This is a genomic window from Bacillus sp. OV322, from assembly GCF_900112495.1.
GTDB lineage: Bacteria > Bacillota > Bacilli > Bacillales > DSM-1321 > Peribacillus.
Genome location: NZ_FOMA01000007.1, coordinates 135,650 through 153,184, shown reverse-complemented (window position 1 = coordinate 153,184; position 17,535 = coordinate 135,650). Strand labels below are relative to the sequence as shown.

The window sequence follows — 17,535 nt, the reverse complement described above, 5'->3', positions numbered from 1 at the left end:
CCCGCGGAAAGCGAGCATCCTGGAGCGGAAATCAACCCCTTATTCCATAGCAACGAAGTTTACGAAAACAGCCTTTTTTTTATGATAGTGGAATTATACCATTCCATCAATATCGATGCTTGAAAAATAGTGGAGAAGTATGGGTATAAAGAAGGTTTTTGTGCCAAAACAAGGTAAACCGCATGATCCCGGGTTTATATTATCTGTTAATATAGGCTATTATTTATTTTAATAATGATTACGAAATATAAGGGGTGAAAGCGTTGGACTATGGAATGATTATTTCTATTGGGATTTATATGGCAGGGATGCTTTTGATTGGCTATATTGCATACCTCAGGACGTCTAGCTTATCGGATTACATGCTTGGAGGGCGGAATTTGGGTCCGGCTGTAACGGCTATGAGCGCGGGAGCCTCGGATATGAGCGGCTGGCTTTTAATGGGACTTCCGGGTTCCATGTATGCTGCCGGCCTAAGCAGCGGCTGGATAGTAGTCGGTTTGACGGCAGGAGCTTATCTCAACTGGCTGTTTATTGCACCGCGTCTCAGGATATTTACTGAAGCTGCTAATAATTCACTGACTATCCCGGATTTTTTTCACAATCGTTTTAAAGATGCTTCAAGTATTTTAAAGATAACATCCGCACTTGTCATTTTAATATTTTTTACATTCTACACATCATCAGGCATGGTTTCGGGAGGAAAGCTGTTCACTACTGCTTTTCATATGGACTATACGCTGGGGGTATGGCTTACAGCAAGCATCGTGATTCTTTATACTTTATTTGGAGGCTTTCTCGCTGTAAGCTGGACGGATTTTGTTCAGGGAACTATTATGTTTATTGCACTCATCTTAGTGCCGATTGTCACAATCCTGAATATTGGGGGCATTGACAGGACTTTTGACGAAATCCATACTGTCAATCCAAAGCTTTTGGAAGCTTTTAAAGGAACGACCCCAATCGGCATAATCTCTCTTCTTGCGTGGGGACTTGGCTATTTTGGACAGCCGCACATCATTGTCCGCTTTATGGCGATATCTTCAGTAAAGGAGATTAAAAGCGCAAGAAGGATCGGGATGGGCTGGATGATATTTTCAATAGCAGGCGCTATGTTTACAGGCTTGGTTGGTATTGCATATTTCAGCATTCATCACTCCCCTTTGGGAATAAAGGAGGCTGAGAGTGTTTTCATTCTCCTTTCTAAGCAGTTATTCCCTTCGCTCATTGCCGGTTTCCTTTTGGCAGCCATTCTTGCTGCTGTAATGAGCACCATTGCTTCGCAGCTTTTAGTCACATCAAGTGCACTTACAGATGATTTCTATAAAGCATTCATCAGGCGTTCTGCTTCAGACCGGGAGTTAGTGCTTGCGGGCAGAATTTCGGTACTGATTATTTCGGCAATTGCCTTATATCTGGCCCTGAATCCCAGCAAAACGATTTTAGAACTTGTAGGATATGCCTGGGCGGGGTTTGGTGCAGCTTTTGGTCCTGTTGTCTTATTGAGTTTGTATTGGAAGAGGATGACGGGAACAGGGGCGCTTGCTGGCATGATCGCTGGAGCGGCTACGGTAATTTTATGGGAAAAGCTTGGCATTTATCAAAATGTTTATGAAATCATCCCTGGCTTTGCTGCAGGAACCTTGGCAATCCTGATTTTTAGCCTGCTGACACAAAAACCGTCACGGGAAATCGAAAAAGAATTCGATGCAGCCGTGAAAATACTTAAGCAATGACCTAAAAGGGACCTGTTTCTTCACTAAAAATTCCAAATGCTTATATAAGCAGTCTTTTCATGGAATACTGATTAACGTATAAAGAATTCAAGCATAAGAGGAAACAATATGAGCCATTCTCGTAAAATTGCCCTGAAAATATCTATTATCTATATCATACTTGGCGTTATCTGGATTATAGGATCGGATTCGCTATCCATGGCACTTGCCCAAAAAAACCTTAATCTATATGCTTTTTTTCAGCGTTATAAGGGATGGCTGTTTATCATTCTGACCGGTATTTTCCTGTATACCGTTATCCATAACGGAACATCGAAGCTTGTGGCTTCTAAAAACGAACTCCAAAAGAAAAATCAGCAATATCAGTCCATCTTCATCCATAATCCTGACGCGGTTCTTGAATTGGATTTAGAAGGAAGAATCACTTCGATCAACCCGGCTGGAGAAGAAATACTGGGATGTACGGCAGACTTCTTAAAAGTAAACCAATCTTTCTTAAGGATGATGGCAGGTGGATATGAAAAAGTAAAAAAATATTATTATCGCGCGCTTCAAGGGGAAGCATCCTTATTTGAAACCGTCTTACATAAATTAGATGGCGAAAAAGCGATATTAAGATGCACGTTTTTGCCCAGCAGCGTGAATGACCAGATTACTGGCATTGTTGTAATTGCCCGGGATATCACGATTATGCGGCGTGAAGAAGAATTGATGATTGCATCCGAAAAATTATCGGTCATTGGCCACCTTGCTGCTTCAGTAGCCCATGAAATCAGGAATCCTCTGACCTCATTAAAAGGGTTTGTACAGATTATGGGTATGACAAAAGAAGTAAATGAAGCTCATTTGGAAATCATGCTCACAGAAATTGACCGGATCAATATTATTTCGAGTGAAATGCTCATTCTTGGGAAAAAGCAGGATGTGACATTTGCTGTTCAGGATATGAATCAAATCATCGACCAGGTGATTATGCTAATGAAGGCACAGGCCAATCTGGATAATATCGAATTGTTTTACAAGGAGAAATCAGTTGTTCCAGCCCTCGTGATGGCAGACAATATCCAGCTGAAACAGGTGCTGATTAACATTATTAAAAATGGAATAGAGGCATTGGAACATAACGGTGAAATCAGCATTACCCTTACTACTGATTATGATGAAGTTATTGTGACTGTCCAGGATAATGGAATCGGGATGGAGCCAGAGCGCCTGAACCGGATTGGCGAGCCTTTTTATTCTACTAAAGAAAAGGGAACAGGGATTGGCCTTGCCGTCTGCAAAAAGATTATCGAACGCCATAAGGGAAAAATACTGTTCCAAAGCAAAAAAAATGAGGGAACAACCGTCACAATCAGGATTCCATTGGCGGTCTCCCCATAAATAGTGATACTATGGAAGAAGGTAATATAGAAAAAACAGAACTCTAAACCAGCAATAATGATTAAAGGAGAACAATATGACAGACACACAGCCACTAACTTTAGATATGAAGCCTTTTATTATAAAAGCGTGGGAGAAATCGGAATTCCGGCAGGCGACACCCATCCAGACAAAAGCCATTCCCTTAATCGCTGAAGGGAAAGATCTTATCGCAGAATCTCCGACAGGCACTGGAAAGACGCTTGCATATCTGCTGCCCCTGTTAAATAAGATGAATGCAGAGAAAAAAGCGCCTCAAGCTGTCATTCTTGCGTCTTCAAGAGAATTGGTCATGCAGATTGCCGAGGAGGTGCGCATCTGGTCAGAAGGAAGCGAAATTACAGGAGCTGCTTTTATTGGAGGAGCCAACCCAAAAAGACAGCTTGAAAAACTGAAAAAGCATCCCCAGGTTATAGTAGGGACTCCCGGGCGCATATATGAGCTTATTGCTCAAAAGAAAATCAAAATGCATGAAGTGAAGACGATTGTCCTGGATGAGGGAGATCAGCTTATTGTTTCAGAACATATAGCAACCATCCGGAATATTGTTAAGTCTACAATGAAGGATCGCCAGGTACTTATTTTTTCTGCCACATTAACCGGTCAGGCAGAACAGCTGGCAGGAGAGCTTTTAAATGAGCCTGAAATTGTGAGAATTGATAAAAGTGAAAGAATGGAATCAAAGGTAGATCATATGTATCTGGTTGGAGACAGACGGGACAAATTTAAAATGATTGAAAAAATTACCCGTCTCGAAAATCTAAAAGGTCTTGCATTTTTAAACGATATAGCAGAATTAACCGTACTTAAGGAAAAACTTGATTATAAAGGAATTAAGCTTGAGGTTCTTCATGGTGAATCCAGCAAAATGGAGCGTGAGAAAGCGCTGAGGAATCTTCGCTCTGGAAAGTCCCCGCTGCTTCTCGCCACAGATGTAGCGGCAAGAGGACTGGATATCAAAGGACTTAACACTGTTATCCATGCTGATTTGGCGAAGGATGCAGATCAATACACACACCGTTCTGGCAGAACAGGCAGGGCTGGGGCAGACGGCACAGTCATCTCCCTGGTTACGGAAAGAGAAGAGCGGGAACTAAAAAAAATAGCCCGTGAACTGGAACTGACACTTTCAAAGAAAACCTTTTATGGCGGTAAATTAGTAGATGAACAGTAAGTGAAGGAGAAAGACAGCACTGTGATGCTGTCCTGAGACTGCAGACAAATCCGAAAAGACGGGTTTGTCTGCAGTCTTCTTTGTTTTGGGTTGTTTTCGTAAACTTTGTTGCTTTTGGAACAAGGGGGTTGATTTCTGCTCCAGGATGCTCGCTTTCCGCGGGGCAGGCGGTGAGCCTCCTCGGCTGCGCCTGTGGGGTCTCACCTGTTCTGCTCATCCCGCAGGAGTCTCGCACCTTACGCTCCAATCAACCTGGCTTGACAATGGGAACGCCTCACATAACAAATTAAAAAAACAACAATCTTTAAGAAAAGAGCCTTTAAAATAGTGGTATTCCAGTCTTGAGGTGATGATCATGCTTTTTAAACACCATTCTATTCAGCGAGAACAAATTGAAATATTTTTTTTAGTCAACAGGTGCAAGTGGACTATTAGTTCATAAATTAGAGACGGCGATTGATTTCTCTTTTATGTATGTTTTGGTGAAAGATATGTATCCAGATATCAATCGCCCGATATGGATCTGTTTATACTGATAAAGTTACATTCATGATAAAATCATTATTTTGCTTAGAACCTATATATTTAATACATTCACCTTGATTCTTTTGTTATTTCTATATAATCCGTATCAAAGTTAAGATTTATAATGTTACCATTTTTTTGATATATCATATTTGCACCTTCAATATCTATCTGTTTCCAGCCACTCTTCTTAATCATTAAACGATAACCTAAGGGTACCTCTGTACCTGTGGCTGGGTCCCATTCATAATTTTTCGCTTTTTTGTTTTCGCTTTCTAACTTTGCATCATCTGGTATTGGAAAATTATAATAGCCTTTTTCTAAGTGATAGTTTTTATCTAAATTGACATAATAATAGATACCTATTCCTAATAAAACGATAAAAACTAAGAGTAATGACATAAATCGCTTCATGTAAAATATACCACTCCTGTTATCATAGGATTTTCTTTTTCCTCATTAAAGCATAAATTGGTAAATAAAACCATATAATAATAATGGAAATTTATCTTTGTTCAAATTGGCTGAAAATCACAAAGGGGGAACGGAATATTCACACTCCGTTCCCCTTTGTCTTATTTATCACTATGGATAGTTCTGCCTGGGTAAAAGCTTTTTTCCTTATTCATGGGATTCTCTTTTGCTGTTATGCTCTGAGGCAGCAATTTATAAATGACCGTTTTGCTTCCAAGAGACGACCGATATTTATCTACATGGCTTTTTTGAAGCGGGGTTTCGTAATATCCTGGAACGTATTTATTGAGCATGTGCTGCATCACTGCTGTTGCTTCTTCTAAATCCTGCAAAAATATAATTTCACCGAATATCATTACACTCATATAGGCTGTATCTGTTCTTGCCGGTACGGGATCTGCAATGGTTCCAAAGCTTTCTGAAACCGTCAGGCTGGCCCTGTTATTATGTTTCATAATTTTTATTTTTTTGCCTTCATCTGCTCCGTGAAAATAAGCAGCTCCTTTATGCCAGATAAAATTCATAGGAACCACATAAGGGTACACCCCATCAAACAATCCCAAATATCCAGTTTCAGAACAAGCCAGAAACTTATCGATTTTTTCATCATTAGGGCAAGCCATATTACTCTGTCTCATATTTTTCCTCCTAGGCGGATTATATGAGAACATTTTACTATATATCGGGTGGTTTTCTAAGGTTTATTGTACAGTACTGCATACATCTGCATGGGGAATTGAAATTCAGCAACAGTAGGTAAAATATGCTGACTAATTGGCTGATCAAGGGAGTTTAGCGTCTGGAGAGGAAATCCACAGGCAAGTTTAACAGAGCCAAAAATATAAATCCGTGTAATTAAGTCAGAAATGAAAACGCTTCCAAATTAATTTCATTTAACATAAGATAGAAGCATACAGAGAACAAGGAGGGGAAATATGGAGAGCAAGTATAAGCATATTGAAACAGCTGTGATTCATGAAGGGTATGATTCAAAGGCTCACCTTGGGAGCCTTGCCATACCAATCTTCCAGACATCAACCTTCACATTTGAAACGGCAGAGCAGGGAGAGAGGAGATTTGCAGGTACGGAGGAAGGCTATATTTACTCCCGTCTTGGCAACCCCACAGTAAGGGCTCTTGAAGAAAGAATTGCAGTCCTTGAAGGGGCTGAGGCGGCACTTGCATTCAGTTCAGGCATGGCAGCAGTTTCTGCTGTCTTAATTGATTTGACCAAGGCCAATGACCACATTATTTGTTCCCAGGGCCTATATGGCTGTACCTTCGGATTATTGAATCTTTTAAAGGAGAAATATAGCATCAGCCATGATTTTTGCGAAATGGAAACAGAAGAGCAATTAAAAAATCTTATCCTTCCAGAAACGGTATGTATTTATGTTGAAACACCCATTAATCCAACAATGAAGGTATTGGACTTGCAGATGATTTCAAGGGTGGCGAAGGAATACGGAATACCTGTTGTAGTCGATAATACCTTTTCTACCCCATATATTCAAAGGCCAATTGAATGGGGGTGTGATATCGTTCTTCATAGCGCGACCAAATACATTTGCGGCCATGGAGATGTTGTCGCTGGACTTGTGGCAGGAAGCAGGGAATACATCAGCCGGGTTGCCAGATCTGCACAAAAAGATATTGGCGGCATCTTATCCCCCTTTGATGCCTGGCTTTTGCTGAGAGGCATTAAAACCCTGCCAGTAAGAATGGATCGCCACTCAGCGAATGCTCTTCACATTTTTAGGGAACTGCAAAATCATCCGATGGTAAAGGGAATTTACTATCCTTTAGATGATACCCTTCCAGGCTTTTCTGCCGCAAAACGCCAAATGAAGCAGGGGGGCGGCTTGGTTACCTTTGAAATCAAGGGCACCAAAGAGGATGCCCAAAGGTTCATGAATGAGCTTAACATGGTGAAGATTGCAGTCAGTCTGGGAGACGCAGAGAGCTTGATACAGCACCCTGCCACAATGACACATGCTGTTGTCCCGGAAGAATCCAGGATTATAATGGGCATTACTGATCAGATGCTGAGATTATCAGCGGGACTTGAGAATTGCCATGATATCTGGGAAGACATAAACCAGGCGCTGAATGCCCTTCATGAAAAAATTTAAGTGAATAAAGTATTGAAAGAGCAAAACCAAATAAAAAAGCAAGAATGATAAGATTAAGCTCTTATCGTTCTTGCGAATCGTCGTCTTTCTTCAAATCTTCAATCTGGGTAATAAGAATGTCACCTGTGTACTTATCATCATGCTTTTTTTTCAGTGCCAGGATAGCGGCTTTTCCGTCACTGGGACTCCCATCATTAAAGTACATAGGAAAAAGCGAAAAAAATAGTACATAGAAAGAAAAATAAATAAATTGATCCATAATAACAGATGAATCAATAATATGAGCGTATTTCAGACTGCTGACAGTATACATGCCTGCAAAATTGAAAATGGATCCTCCCAAATAAATCAGTGTGTTTGTGAACCTGTTATCAAATTTCAATTGATGGAATTTACAAGCCCCGTTCCAAAAATAATATTTCCGGATTTCAACTTTTCCAAAAGAAAATAATAGATTTCCGCTTCCGATGATCAATCTCTTTTTACTGCCGCCAAAAATGGTAACAAAAAAGAGGTGCCCCATTAAATGAATCAATGTGACAATGGGAAAAATCAAGAAGAAGGAAACTAAAAATTTAATGATATCATACATTCCCAGCATGGAAAAAAACCCCCTTCATCTAAAATGTTTGTGTGATTTTGTGTGTGAGCAGGAGGTCCACTATTCAGGTACCCGTCATAGAGCCTGAAAAACATGATTTAATTTTCCAATTGGGATTGAGGGAACCCTCTGCATTTTTAACCCTAACTCCAATGAACGCCCAGACAAAAACAAGCGGATAAAGCCAATCATCATTTTCAAACTGGAAAATGACACCCAGGGCAGAAGCAGCGAGAAGCAGGATAACGGTCCATATTAAATCAGAGAGACCGAAACTCTTCCAAATATAGTTTTTGAGCACATTGGCAATATTGGTTATTGTCGCAACGGATATCTACCCTTAGTAAATAGAAAAGGGTGCAATGTCCATGAATGTATGCTTGCTTAAAGCCTGGATTTATCTTGTTTTATATTTGCTCGTATATTCGTCAATTATTTGGCTAATGCAATTCCGATTAACGGGAATACAACGGGAGAATTATCAAAACGCATTAAAGTGCTTTTTACTCCAGCGAGCTATGTTTTTTCCATTTAGGACCTAATCTAAGTTTTGGCGGGAATTTGGGTGCTGAGGCAATTCTAAAAAATGAGCGGCAATCACCGGTATACCGTGCTTCTTTTTCGTTATTATCTGTGAGCTGCATTCTGAATATCTCACGGATATTATTGTGGCATAACGAATTTTTCATTTTGACTGTTATCGTTATGGCAGGATTGCTTCTCTCATTGATTGGGCTTTATCAAAAAATAAAGAAATGTCTTTAATTAAAGTATCTCCTTACTTTTCCTTCTTAACAAAAGTCTCTGTTAAAGAATCGCGTTGATTTTTTAATTTGGAATTAAAAAACAGCTCGGTCAAATTACCAAGCTGTTTCGTCTGATAGAAAAATGTGCAGTCTCCTCAGTCTCTTCAACCAGTTTCACTAAAAAGGTTCCACCATTTGTTGTAATGATGGCATCGTCAAAGCTGCGTTTCCAATTTCTAATAATCAGAGAGTAAGACGAAATTTCTTGTCTAAGTCTTGTATCAAAATGCCATGGAGTACAAAAGTTATTAAAATCTGATAAACCGTTGCCTTTGGAACGCCAATACTTTAGCTAGGCTGACTCGCAGTGATGCCCTCACCATTTTGGAGCTGAATAGCATGAACAACGCTGTGAACTCCCTCTTGATTACTCATAATCTATTCTCCCTTGACAAAAAATAAGTAACAATATAAATTTATTTCAATATTAATACACATGTGTCCATTATTGATACAAAATAAAGTATGGAAGAAGCAATAAGTACAGAAAAACTTATTGAAAAAGCACAAGTGAAAATATAGTAAATAGTTTGCTTCTTGTATATACAAGATTAATAGAAAGGTTGGGAAAACGTGAAACGTGGGATTTTGCTATTGATTGTAGCCACTCTTTTATGGGGAGGCAATTACATTTGTGGGAGATTTTTGGCACATGCATTACCATCAACCTTACTTAACACAGTTCGGTGGGCAATTTCAACAATCATTCTTATAGGAATTATGACAATTTCTAAAAAGAGGTTGCCTTTATTCTCGAAATGGAAGGAATTCCTGATCCTTGGCTTCTTTGGTGTATTTGCATTTTCAACGTTGAACTACTTAGGATTAAGGTCCATTAGTGCTTCTCAAGCTGGGATGATTTCAGCAGGTATTCCAGTTGCCATTTTAATATTTACTCCATTCATTCTTAAAGAACACATCAAACTAAAGGCTTGGATAGGTACTGCGGTTTCGATCATTGGTGTTGTTACATTGTTACTGGGGAAAAACCAAGCTTCTTCCGAGGGTTCCCTCATTGGTGACATGGAAATTGTCCTATCTTGCTTGGCTTGGGGATTATATACCGTACTTGGTAAACAATATGGGAAACAGATGGATCCTCTCACAATGACGGCAGGGGCATCTTTTTATGGAACAATACTAAGTGCCATCAGTTGCATAGGGACAGTACAACCAAGCATGATTCACATGTCAACGAACGCATGGCTTGCAGTACTATATGTCAGCACCTTTGCATCAGTCGGGGCATATTTCGCCTGGAACACTGGAGTGAAAATTGTTGGAGCAGGAAAAGCAGCACCATTCATCAACTTACTTCCTGTTTGGACGGTTATATTTGGTGTTATCTTATTACATGAACAAATTTCTTTAATGTCGTTATTGGGTGGAATTATCACGATTGCGGGTGCGGTTTTGGCAAGCTTATAGTGCTATTGATAATTCCTTATAAAAGTTTTTTTATAAGGAATTATTTGCAATGCTAATGTGAATTTATTATGCAATAATAAATTCACATTTTCTAAGACTATCATATGTTTCTGCCACTGGGAAAAGGCAGGCGTAAATAAGCATCTCCTTCAGATTTGCTTTTGTAGCTTCCAATTCAATTGTTTCGAGGAACCAGATGTTGCTCAGTGCTTGCCAAAACTCAAATAGAATTACAGTTAAGTTTCTGCGTGAGGTATAAAAACAGCCATTCCATTGAGAAACGGCTGTCTTCCATTTACTATTTTAAATTTTTGTTAGCACAATGCACAATTTATTTGGTTTCTTTAAGAACTTCATTTAATTGCAATGGTGATATAGTGCCTTGATGAAAATATAATTGCCATCTGCCATCAATAAGTTTCCATATAGAACTGCGAAACGTGTTACGATTTCTAGTTTTATCTACAATAAAATAAGTAGATAAAACTACATCTGGTGCTAACGGATAAATTTCATAGTTATGCAGTGACATTTCAGTCAACACAACTCCAGTTTCAAGGCATTCTTTTTTATCAAACATATACCCAGAACTACCAATTTCAAAGAACTCGTCTGCAAGTATTTCATCTAGTTTTTCACGACTTTTACGTACTTCTAGTCTTGTGTGGCTTTCCTCTAATTCCCTTAAATGTTCCTTTAAATTCGCACCCACAATATCATCATCCTTTAATTTGAATAGTTGTAATAATTATACTATATAAGGTGGGTTTTCCAGGTTATTTTTAAAAGTCACAATCTTTACGAAAGGCTCTTTTCTTAAAGATTGTTGTTTTTAAATATGTTCTGTGAAGCGATCCCGTTGTTAAACCGGGTTGATTGGAGTGTAAGGTGCGAGACTCCTGTGGGATTAGCGGGAAGGTGAGACCCCGCAAGCGCAGCTGAGGAGGCTCACCGCCCGCCCCACGGAAAGCGAGCATCCTGGAGCGGAAATCAACCCCTTGTTCCATATGAAAAAAAGCTATCCAAATTGAATGGCTAATAGCTTTTTACACAGGAACATCAATTAAATTTTTTTTACCCTAATTGGACTTACCATTAGGAGAGCGAGTATTAGGGTAATATACGCATTGCTATATAAAAAAAATCCCATACCCGCTAAAGATAATCCAGCCGCTGGAATAGGTAATCCGCTAAAATACCCAATGGTGGGTTTAATATTGAACTTAGCCAGTCTTAATGCCCCCATCGTTGGGAATAGAATAAAAGCTAAGGAAGTTAAAATGGACGTTGCTGATATTGAATGAAATAAAAGAGCAGGGGCAACACCGAAGCTCACTATGTCAGCTAAGGAATCCAATTGAATACCAAATTCACTGTTCACTTTTAATTTTCTCGCAACCCTTCCATCTAAAAGATCGAAAACCTGAAAAGAATATTAAAACGGCGGATACCTCTAAAAATCCACTCATATTACATGTAATTGCAAGAACACCGCACAATAAATTCCCAATCGTAAATAAATTAGGTACGGCCTTTACTATCTTTTTAATCAAACTACTCCCACCTTATAATCTGAATTCCTGCTTTTATATATCATAACCACACAATGTTATGAAATAGCACGATATGTAAATTAATTAATCATATTAATGAATTTTTAATGTTTTACTAAGGAACCCAAAAGATTGTTTAATATACTTTAAATGCCTAATTCAATTTCGAGTAGAGGCAACTATGTAAAGAGCCATTCTTCATTTTGGCTTGGGGAGGTATTTCACACCTGCGCTTTTTTAGTTGCAAAAATGGACAAAAACCTTGTTAAAAGCCCTGTCCGTCGTGATTGTTTGTACATAGGATAAATTGTGACACCAAGATTTTTCGCAAAGGGGTGGATAATATGGCAGATGGATATGGTGGAGGAATGGGTAGCGGTTTTGCTCTAATCGTAGTATTGTTTATCTTGTTAATCATCATCGGTTGCTCTTGCTTCATGGGCGGCTATTAATAGCAAAAAGCCTGTTAATTGGGAAAAACCCTTTTAATAGGCTTTTTAAATTCACAAAAAAACAAGCCGGAATATATCCGACTTAATCGATGCCACTGTTTTATCCGAAACTATTTTTCCTAAAATATGAGTCTTCTAAGGAAAAAAATGGAAGCTGTAAAAATGAAGGGAAAAAAGCGTCTCCTGAACCCGGTACGAATAAATACTCCCTGTGGTGGGTCAACGGCTTCCATTATCCCACGATGCTCTCTACCATCACGATCCCTCACAATCCCTCACAATAACCTCGCGGCCCATGTGTCGCATTTACTCTGGCATAGTAGTCCCGCTTTTATATAATTGCCGTAATGGACAAACTACAGCGTGTTATATCCTATTGTCGGTTGTTATTAAGTGAAACGGACGTTAGCCAAGCTTGTACGAAATATTACGCAAAAGAAAAAAGGCATCTGGGAGGGATAGCTCTCAGACTGCTTATGACAAGCCTCACAGTTGCGCTAAACTATGCAAATTTATGTAAAATTCATTCCTTGAACAATTAGGATTCGATGAGTTGAGTAATCGAATCCAGAGGAATTTAAAACAGATAAATGGTATAAAAAAAGTAAATGAGCAGAAAATTCACTAGCTTGTTGATAGATGCTTTGGGGGCTTTTTTCTTATTTAATACAAAATTTGTGAAGGGATGTACTTAAACTAAGGTCTTACATATTTCCGGCTTTTTTACATTCGAAAAACATACTGCCATAAACAGCATTTTTTAATTGCCAAAAATACTTATATTATACTCAACCATCATAGTGTTTCATAATAACACGAAACTTTGTAGTTTCGCCTTGCAAATCTTTTGTGTTGAGATTTACTTGTTCAAATATCTAATTTTTAAAAAATGCTTCAATATACATAAAATTCACCTTTACTAAGATGGAACTTAGGGCTATTGATTCTTTTGGGAGGTTTTATTACAAAGTGGTTAAAATTTGATAAGACTGTCCTTCATCAAGTCTCCCTTACGATATTATTTGTCTTTGTATTTGAACATCAAAAGAATCATTAGGTTATGGACAGAATGAGAGATACTCTTATCGGTGTAATTGTAGCTGTTTTTATACAGTTAGTTTGGTTCCGTCTAATTTTACCGAGCAAGCAAAAAGTTTCGTGGGATTTCTCCGGCAACTGGAAGTCCAATTTAACTGTTGTACATTGATGGCTACGATGAATGGCATCTTTAATATGAATATCTATTGTCAGAGTCAACAGATAAAGAAGAAGGGTTGCTACAGCTGTTACAGCAACCCATTGTTTTTATAATATATCCTTCAATTCAGTATCAGAATAAATTGAGATGAAGACAACTGCATTGCGATCACCAATGTTTTTCACGAAGTGAGGGACACTCGCATTCCAGCTAAAGGAGTCACCTTCTTCTACAATAAAGGAGTCCTCTCCTTGTTCAGCCAGAATTTTCCCTTCTAATACTAAATGACACTCTTCTCCCTCGTGTGAATTTGGCTCCCCAATGGAGGCTCCGGGGGGGAATTCAACTATCATGGTCCTTAGGCCCCCCTTTGAAGCCAAATGCTCTATCTTTAAATTATTAAACGAAGAATTTGTTCTTTCATCTTGTCTAACAACACGCATGTGTTGTTTCTTCTCTAAAAGTAAATAAGGCAAAGGAACCCCTAGAAAATTTGCAATGGTACTTAGTGTATTAATAGAAGGTGAAGTATTATTGTTTTCAACATTGCTTATGAAACCTTTAGAAAGACCTGTTCCTTCACACATTTGTGCAATGGTAATTTTCTTTCTGTTTCGTATAGCTCGAATTTTTATTCCAATATCCAGCTTAATCACCTCTAGTGTTTTTTCTTAAGAAACTTATTTATATATTAGCAAAAAAAACATTGACATTCTACCTGATTCGCTGTTATTTTATAGATAACAAATATTCATAGAAGAAAACAAATGCGCAGTAATTATTTTTTTTGACCTTTTGTTTCCTAATATGAATATTAATTCTACATTAATAAAAATTTATGTTTGGTTTCTTTAGAGTAATAATCCAAGAAGGGATGAGGTAATTTGAATTCACCCATGATTTATGAACTTCACAAACCATCACAGGTTGAGCCCGATAAAACCTATCCTGCTATTTTTGTCATGCATGGAATGGGTAGCAATGAACAAAATATGTTGCCGATAGTCGATGGGTTAGAAGAAAGGTTTTACATTTTTAGTGTTCGCGGCCCATTATCTCAACCACCGGGCTTCGCCTATTTTTCCATTCAAGGATATGGAAAACCGCACAGGGAAGTATTTGACCATGCAATCATTCAGTTGACTAGTTTTATTGATTATGCAACTGAACAATATCCACTAAATCACGATTATTTATATCTACTTGGATTTAGCCAGGGAGCCATTGTATCCATGACGCTTGGCTTAACATTAGGAAATAGAATCAAAGGAATTGTTGCTCTGAGTGGATATATTCCCGGATTCGTCAAGGAAGAATACAGTATTAAACCTGTTGATCAGCTTTCTTTGTTTATTTCTCACGGCGAACTTGACACCGTTCTGCCTTATCAATGGGGATTAGAAAGCAATGATTTCCTTCATGGATTAGGTGCACAAGTAACCTTTCAATCCTATTCTGAAGGGCATACAGTTTCATTAAAGAACCAAAAAGATTTTACGAAATGGATCCTTAATAATTTAAGTCAATAATAAAAAGATAAGGGAGGAATAGGACATGCTGCCGTCTTTATTTGTTGCTCACGGAGCACCACTTTTAGCCATTGAAAATAATGAATATACTCAGTTTTTACAATCGTTAGGCAAAACACTTCCAAGTCCCAAAGCAATTGTACTGTTTTCGGCACACTGGGAATCATCTACTCAAAAGGTGAGTGATGTAGATGAATTTGAGACGATTTATGACTTCGGTGGATTTCCAGATGCTTTATACCGCATTAAATATCCTGCTAAGGGCAAAAAGGAAGTCACTAAGGATATTACAGACAGTTTCACAAAACTGGGTATTCCTTATGGAATTGATTCCACACGTGGATTAGATCATGGAGCCTGGGTAGTTCTCAAGATGCTTTTTCCCAATGCAGATGTTCCGGTCATTTCAATGTCTGTAAACGCTCATCTTAAGCCAGAGGAGCAATATCGAATTGGAAAGTCACTAACAAAACTCAGAGAGAAGGATATCCTTATTATTGCTAGTGGAGGAACTGTTCATAACCTAAGAGCCTTAAAAATGGGTAACGATGATGGATCAATAGATAAATGGGCTCTTAATTTCGATGATTGGCTAGGTGAGCATATAAACAATTGGGATTTAGAATCATTATTTAATTATGACTCGTTGGCTCCTGCTGCTGATATGGCAGTACCTTTATACGGAAAGGAACACTTTATTCCAATCATTTATGCTATGGGGGCAGCAGATCAAGAAAGAAATGCCAGACTATTGCACCGCAGTTATCGATACGGGAATCTTAGTCATAGTGTTTGGCAGTTTGGATTGTAGTAAATTTACTAGGAGGAAAGAAAAATGAATAACCATTTTAAAATAAGCAGTTTACTTTTAAGAGTCGTATTAGGAATAACTTTCTTTATTCATGGATTAACCAAATTCCAGGGCGGAATTGAAAATACAGTTGGGTGGTTTGAAAGTATTGGACTGCCTGGATTCCTAGCTTATGGAGTTGCTGTAATTGAAGTTGTGGGCGGTCTTGCGTTAGTATTTGGGTTATTTACCAGATTTGTATCTGCTTTGTTTGTCCTGTTAATGGTAGGAGCCATCGTAAAGGTGAAATTAGATGTAGGTTTTTTAGGAAATGGAAAGATGGCCGGATATGAATTGGATTTGGCATTCTTAGCAATAGCAGTATCTCTTGCTATTACCGGATCTAATGCTTACGCACTGGATTCCTTTATTTTTAAAGGACAAGAGAAGGAAAAAACAACATCTATCATCTAATTCCCTTGAATAAGCACTTTTAATAAGGCATTACTTCATTTCCAGAGGTAGTGCTTTCTTTTTGTCATTTATTACGTGGAGGGATAGCCTATGCCGATTATTCAAATTACATTGATTGAAGGTAGAGATCAAGAAACAATTGAAACATGTATACGTAATGTTGCACGTACTGTTCACGATTCGCTTGGGGCTCCTATGAAAAGTATTCGTGTTATTGTGAATGAAGTTCCCAAGAATCGTTTTGCGGTGGGAGATATGCTAAAAAGTGAGATGCTGGAATAGGGAGGATATCAATGCTTAACTACAGGGGTATTGCTCAGAGTTTAATCAAAGCTGAGAAACAGAAACAAGCAATTTCTTGTATTACCGATCAGCATGCAGATTTTAATTTAGCAATGGGATATAAGGTACAACAGGAACTGCTAAAGTTAAAAATTGACTCTGGCCATAAGGTGACGGCTTACAAGATGGGCCTTACCAGTCGGACAAAAATGGAACAAATGAAAATCGGTGTCCCTATTTACGGGTACATTCTTGACTATATGAATATACCAAATCAAGGTCAAATCATAATGGAAGATTTCATCCATCCCAAGGTGGAGGCTGAGATTGCGTTTATACTTGGGGAAGATATTGAAGGACCAGGTATTACGGGTGAACAAGTTTTAGAAAAAACGCAATGGATTCTGCCTGCCCTTGAGATTATTGATAGCCGATATGAGAATTTTCGGTTTCAACTACCCGATGTGATCGCCGATAACACTTCTGCATCAAGGGTTATTTTGGGGAGTAGATTATACAGACCTCATGATTTTGCAGTGGATTCGATTGAGGTAACCATGGCCATAAACGGGGAGGTAAGAGCGTGCGGGAAAAGTTCAGCGGTCCTAGGAAATCCCGCAAACTCTGTTGCGATGTTGTCTACCATGCTGCATGAGGAAAAAAAGGGGAAGATTAAAAAGGGTTTCATCATTCTGACAGGAGGAATGACGGAGGCTGTCTCCTTAAAGAAAGGTGACCATGTAATAACGGAATATGATCAAATGGGTCAAGTATCTTTTCAGATTCATTGAGCTAAGAAAAGGTAAAAAAATGAATACCGCTGTGTAATTTCTTCTGCGATTTTTGGGAGATAGTTGTTTAAATTTGGAATGCTTGTCAACACTAAATTTTTGTTAAGGTGTATTTCCAATTTGAAGGGAAACTAAATATGAAAAGGGAGCGATGCCTTACAACTTTGC

16 protein-coding genes and 3 pseudogenes are annotated in these 17,535 nt (G+C 38.5%); 11 read left to right on the top strand and 8 right to left on the bottom strand.

Features of this window, described 5'->3' with window-relative positions; all coding sequences use genetic code 11:
- The first annotated feature begins 263 nt into the window (after positions 1-263).
- From putP to BM126_RS17780, 3 genes are all read left to right on the top strand, one after another.
- Positions 264-1,736, top strand: coding sequence for a sodium/proline symporter PutP (gene putP, locus BM126_RS17790; RefSeq protein WP_090990769.1), 1,473 nt, complete (start codon positions 264-266; stop codon positions 1,734-1,736).
- A gap of 108 nt (positions 1,737-1,844) precedes the next feature.
- Positions 1,845-3,119 (top strand): ATP-binding protein, encoded by a 1,275-nt coding sequence (locus BM126_RS17785; RefSeq protein WP_090990768.1) that lies wholly within the window; start codon positions 1,845-1,847, stop codon positions 3,117-3,119.
- Positions 3,120-3,195: 76 nt separating this feature from the next.
- Positions 3,196-4,332, top strand: coding sequence for a DEAD/DEAH box helicase (locus BM126_RS17780; protein ID WP_090990767.1), 1,137 nt, complete (start codon positions 3,196-3,198; stop codon positions 4,330-4,332).
- 594 nt (positions 4,333-4,926) lie between these two features.
- Here BM126_RS17780 and BM126_RS17775 read toward each other — a convergent pair.
- Positions 4,927-5,271 carry a hypothetical protein gene (locus BM126_RS17775; protein WP_090990766.1) on the bottom strand — a complete coding sequence of 115 codons (345 nt, stop codon included), beginning with the start codon at positions 5,269-5,271 and terminating at the stop codon, positions 4,927-4,929.
- Positions 5,272-5,432: 161 nt separating this feature from the next.
- Positions 5,433-5,969, bottom strand: a complete 537-nt coding sequence (locus BM126_RS17770; protein WP_090990765.1) for a pyridoxamine 5'-phosphate oxidase family protein — start codon at positions 5,967-5,969, stop codon at positions 5,433-5,435.
- 297 nt (positions 5,970-6,266) lie between these two features.
- Here BM126_RS17770 and megL point away from each other — a divergent pair, with 297 nt between their 5' ends.
- A complete protein-coding gene (gene megL, locus BM126_RS17765) occupies positions 6,267-7,463 on the top strand; it encodes a methionine gamma-lyase (protein ID WP_090990764.1) in 1,197 nt (398 codons plus the stop codon).
- 61 nt (positions 7,464-7,524) lie between these two features.
- Here megL and BM126_RS17760 read toward each other — a convergent pair whose 3' ends face one another.
- Positions 7,525-8,064, bottom strand: coding sequence for a hypothetical protein (locus BM126_RS17760; protein ID WP_090990763.1), 540 nt, complete (start codon positions 8,062-8,064; stop codon positions 7,525-7,527).
- Between the two features lie 1,379 nt (positions 8,065-9,443).
- Here BM126_RS17760 and BM126_RS17750 point away from each other — a divergent pair.
- Positions 9,444-10,298, top strand: a complete 855-nt coding sequence (locus BM126_RS17750; RefSeq protein WP_090990761.1) for a DMT family transporter — start codon at positions 9,444-9,446, stop codon at positions 10,296-10,298.
- Between the two features lie 66 nt (positions 10,299-10,364).
- Here BM126_RS17750 and BM126_RS22005 read toward each other — a convergent pair.
- The 3 genes and pseudogenes from BM126_RS22005 to pssA all read right to left on the bottom strand — a co-directional run.
- A pseudogene (locus BM126_RS22005) lies at positions 10,365-10,490 on the bottom strand (IS1595 family transposase); the annotation flags it as partial.
- Positions 10,491-10,629: 139 nt separating this feature from the next.
- Positions 10,630-11,010 carry a nuclear transport factor 2 family protein gene (locus tag BM126_RS17745; protein ID WP_090990760.1) on the bottom strand — a complete coding sequence of 127 codons (381 nt, stop codon included), beginning with the start codon at positions 11,008-11,010 and terminating at the stop codon, positions 10,630-10,632.
- A gap of 351 nt (positions 11,011-11,361) precedes the next feature.
- Positions 11,362-11,851, bottom strand: a pseudogene (gene pssA / locus BM126_RS17740) (CDP-diacylglycerol--serine O-phosphatidyltransferase).
- A 344-nt stretch (positions 11,852-12,195) separates the two neighbouring features.
- Here pssA and BM126_RS17735 point away from each other — a divergent pair.
- Complete coding sequence (locus BM126_RS17735; protein ID WP_090990759.1) at positions 12,196-12,303, top strand: YjcZ family sporulation protein; 108 nt, start codon at positions 12,196-12,198, stop codon at positions 12,301-12,303.
- A gap of 1,149 nt (positions 12,304-13,452) precedes the next feature.
- On the opposite strand, the pseudogene BM126_RS23405 reads toward BM126_RS17735, so the two are convergent.
- Positions 13,453-13,548 (bottom strand): annotated as a pseudogene (locus BM126_RS23405) (hypothetical protein); the annotation flags it as partial.
- A 60-nt stretch (positions 13,549-13,608) separates the two neighbouring features.
- Positions 13,609-14,148 carry a helix-turn-helix domain-containing protein gene (locus BM126_RS17730; protein ID WP_090990888.1) on the bottom strand — a complete coding sequence of 180 codons (540 nt, stop codon included), beginning with the start codon at positions 14,146-14,148 and terminating at the stop codon, positions 13,609-13,611.
- 237 nt (positions 14,149-14,385) lie between these two features.
- Here BM126_RS17730 and BM126_RS17725 point away from each other — a divergent pair, with 237 nt between their 5' ends.
- From BM126_RS17725 to BM126_RS17705, 5 genes are all read left to right on the top strand, one after another.
- On the top strand, positions 14,386-15,030 hold the full coding sequence (locus tag BM126_RS17725; RefSeq protein WP_090990758.1) for an alpha/beta hydrolase: 645 nt from the start codon (positions 14,386-14,388) through the stop codon (positions 15,028-15,030).
- A 25-nt stretch (positions 15,031-15,055) separates the two neighbouring features.
- Positions 15,056-15,841, top strand: a complete 786-nt coding sequence (locus tag BM126_RS17720; protein ID WP_090990757.1) for a dioxygenase family protein — start codon at positions 15,056-15,058, stop codon at positions 15,839-15,841.
- A 24-nt stretch (positions 15,842-15,865) separates the two neighbouring features.
- The gene (locus BM126_RS17715; protein WP_090990756.1) at positions 15,866-16,294 is read left to right on the top strand and encodes a DoxX family protein; all 429 of its coding nucleotides are present in this window, start codon (positions 15,866-15,868) and stop codon (positions 16,292-16,294) included.
- Between the two features lie 90 nt (positions 16,295-16,384).
- The gene (locus BM126_RS17710; protein ID WP_090990755.1) at positions 16,385-16,576 is read left to right on the top strand and encodes a 2-hydroxymuconate tautomerase; all 192 of its coding nucleotides are present in this window, start codon (positions 16,385-16,387) and stop codon (positions 16,574-16,576) included.
- An 11-nt stretch (positions 16,577-16,587) separates the two neighbouring features.
- Positions 16,588-17,367 (top strand): 2-keto-4-pentenoate hydratase, encoded by a 780-nt coding sequence (locus tag BM126_RS17705; RefSeq protein WP_090990754.1) that lies wholly within the window; start codon positions 16,588-16,590, stop codon positions 17,365-17,367.
- Positions 17,368-17,535 lie beyond the last annotated feature (168 nt).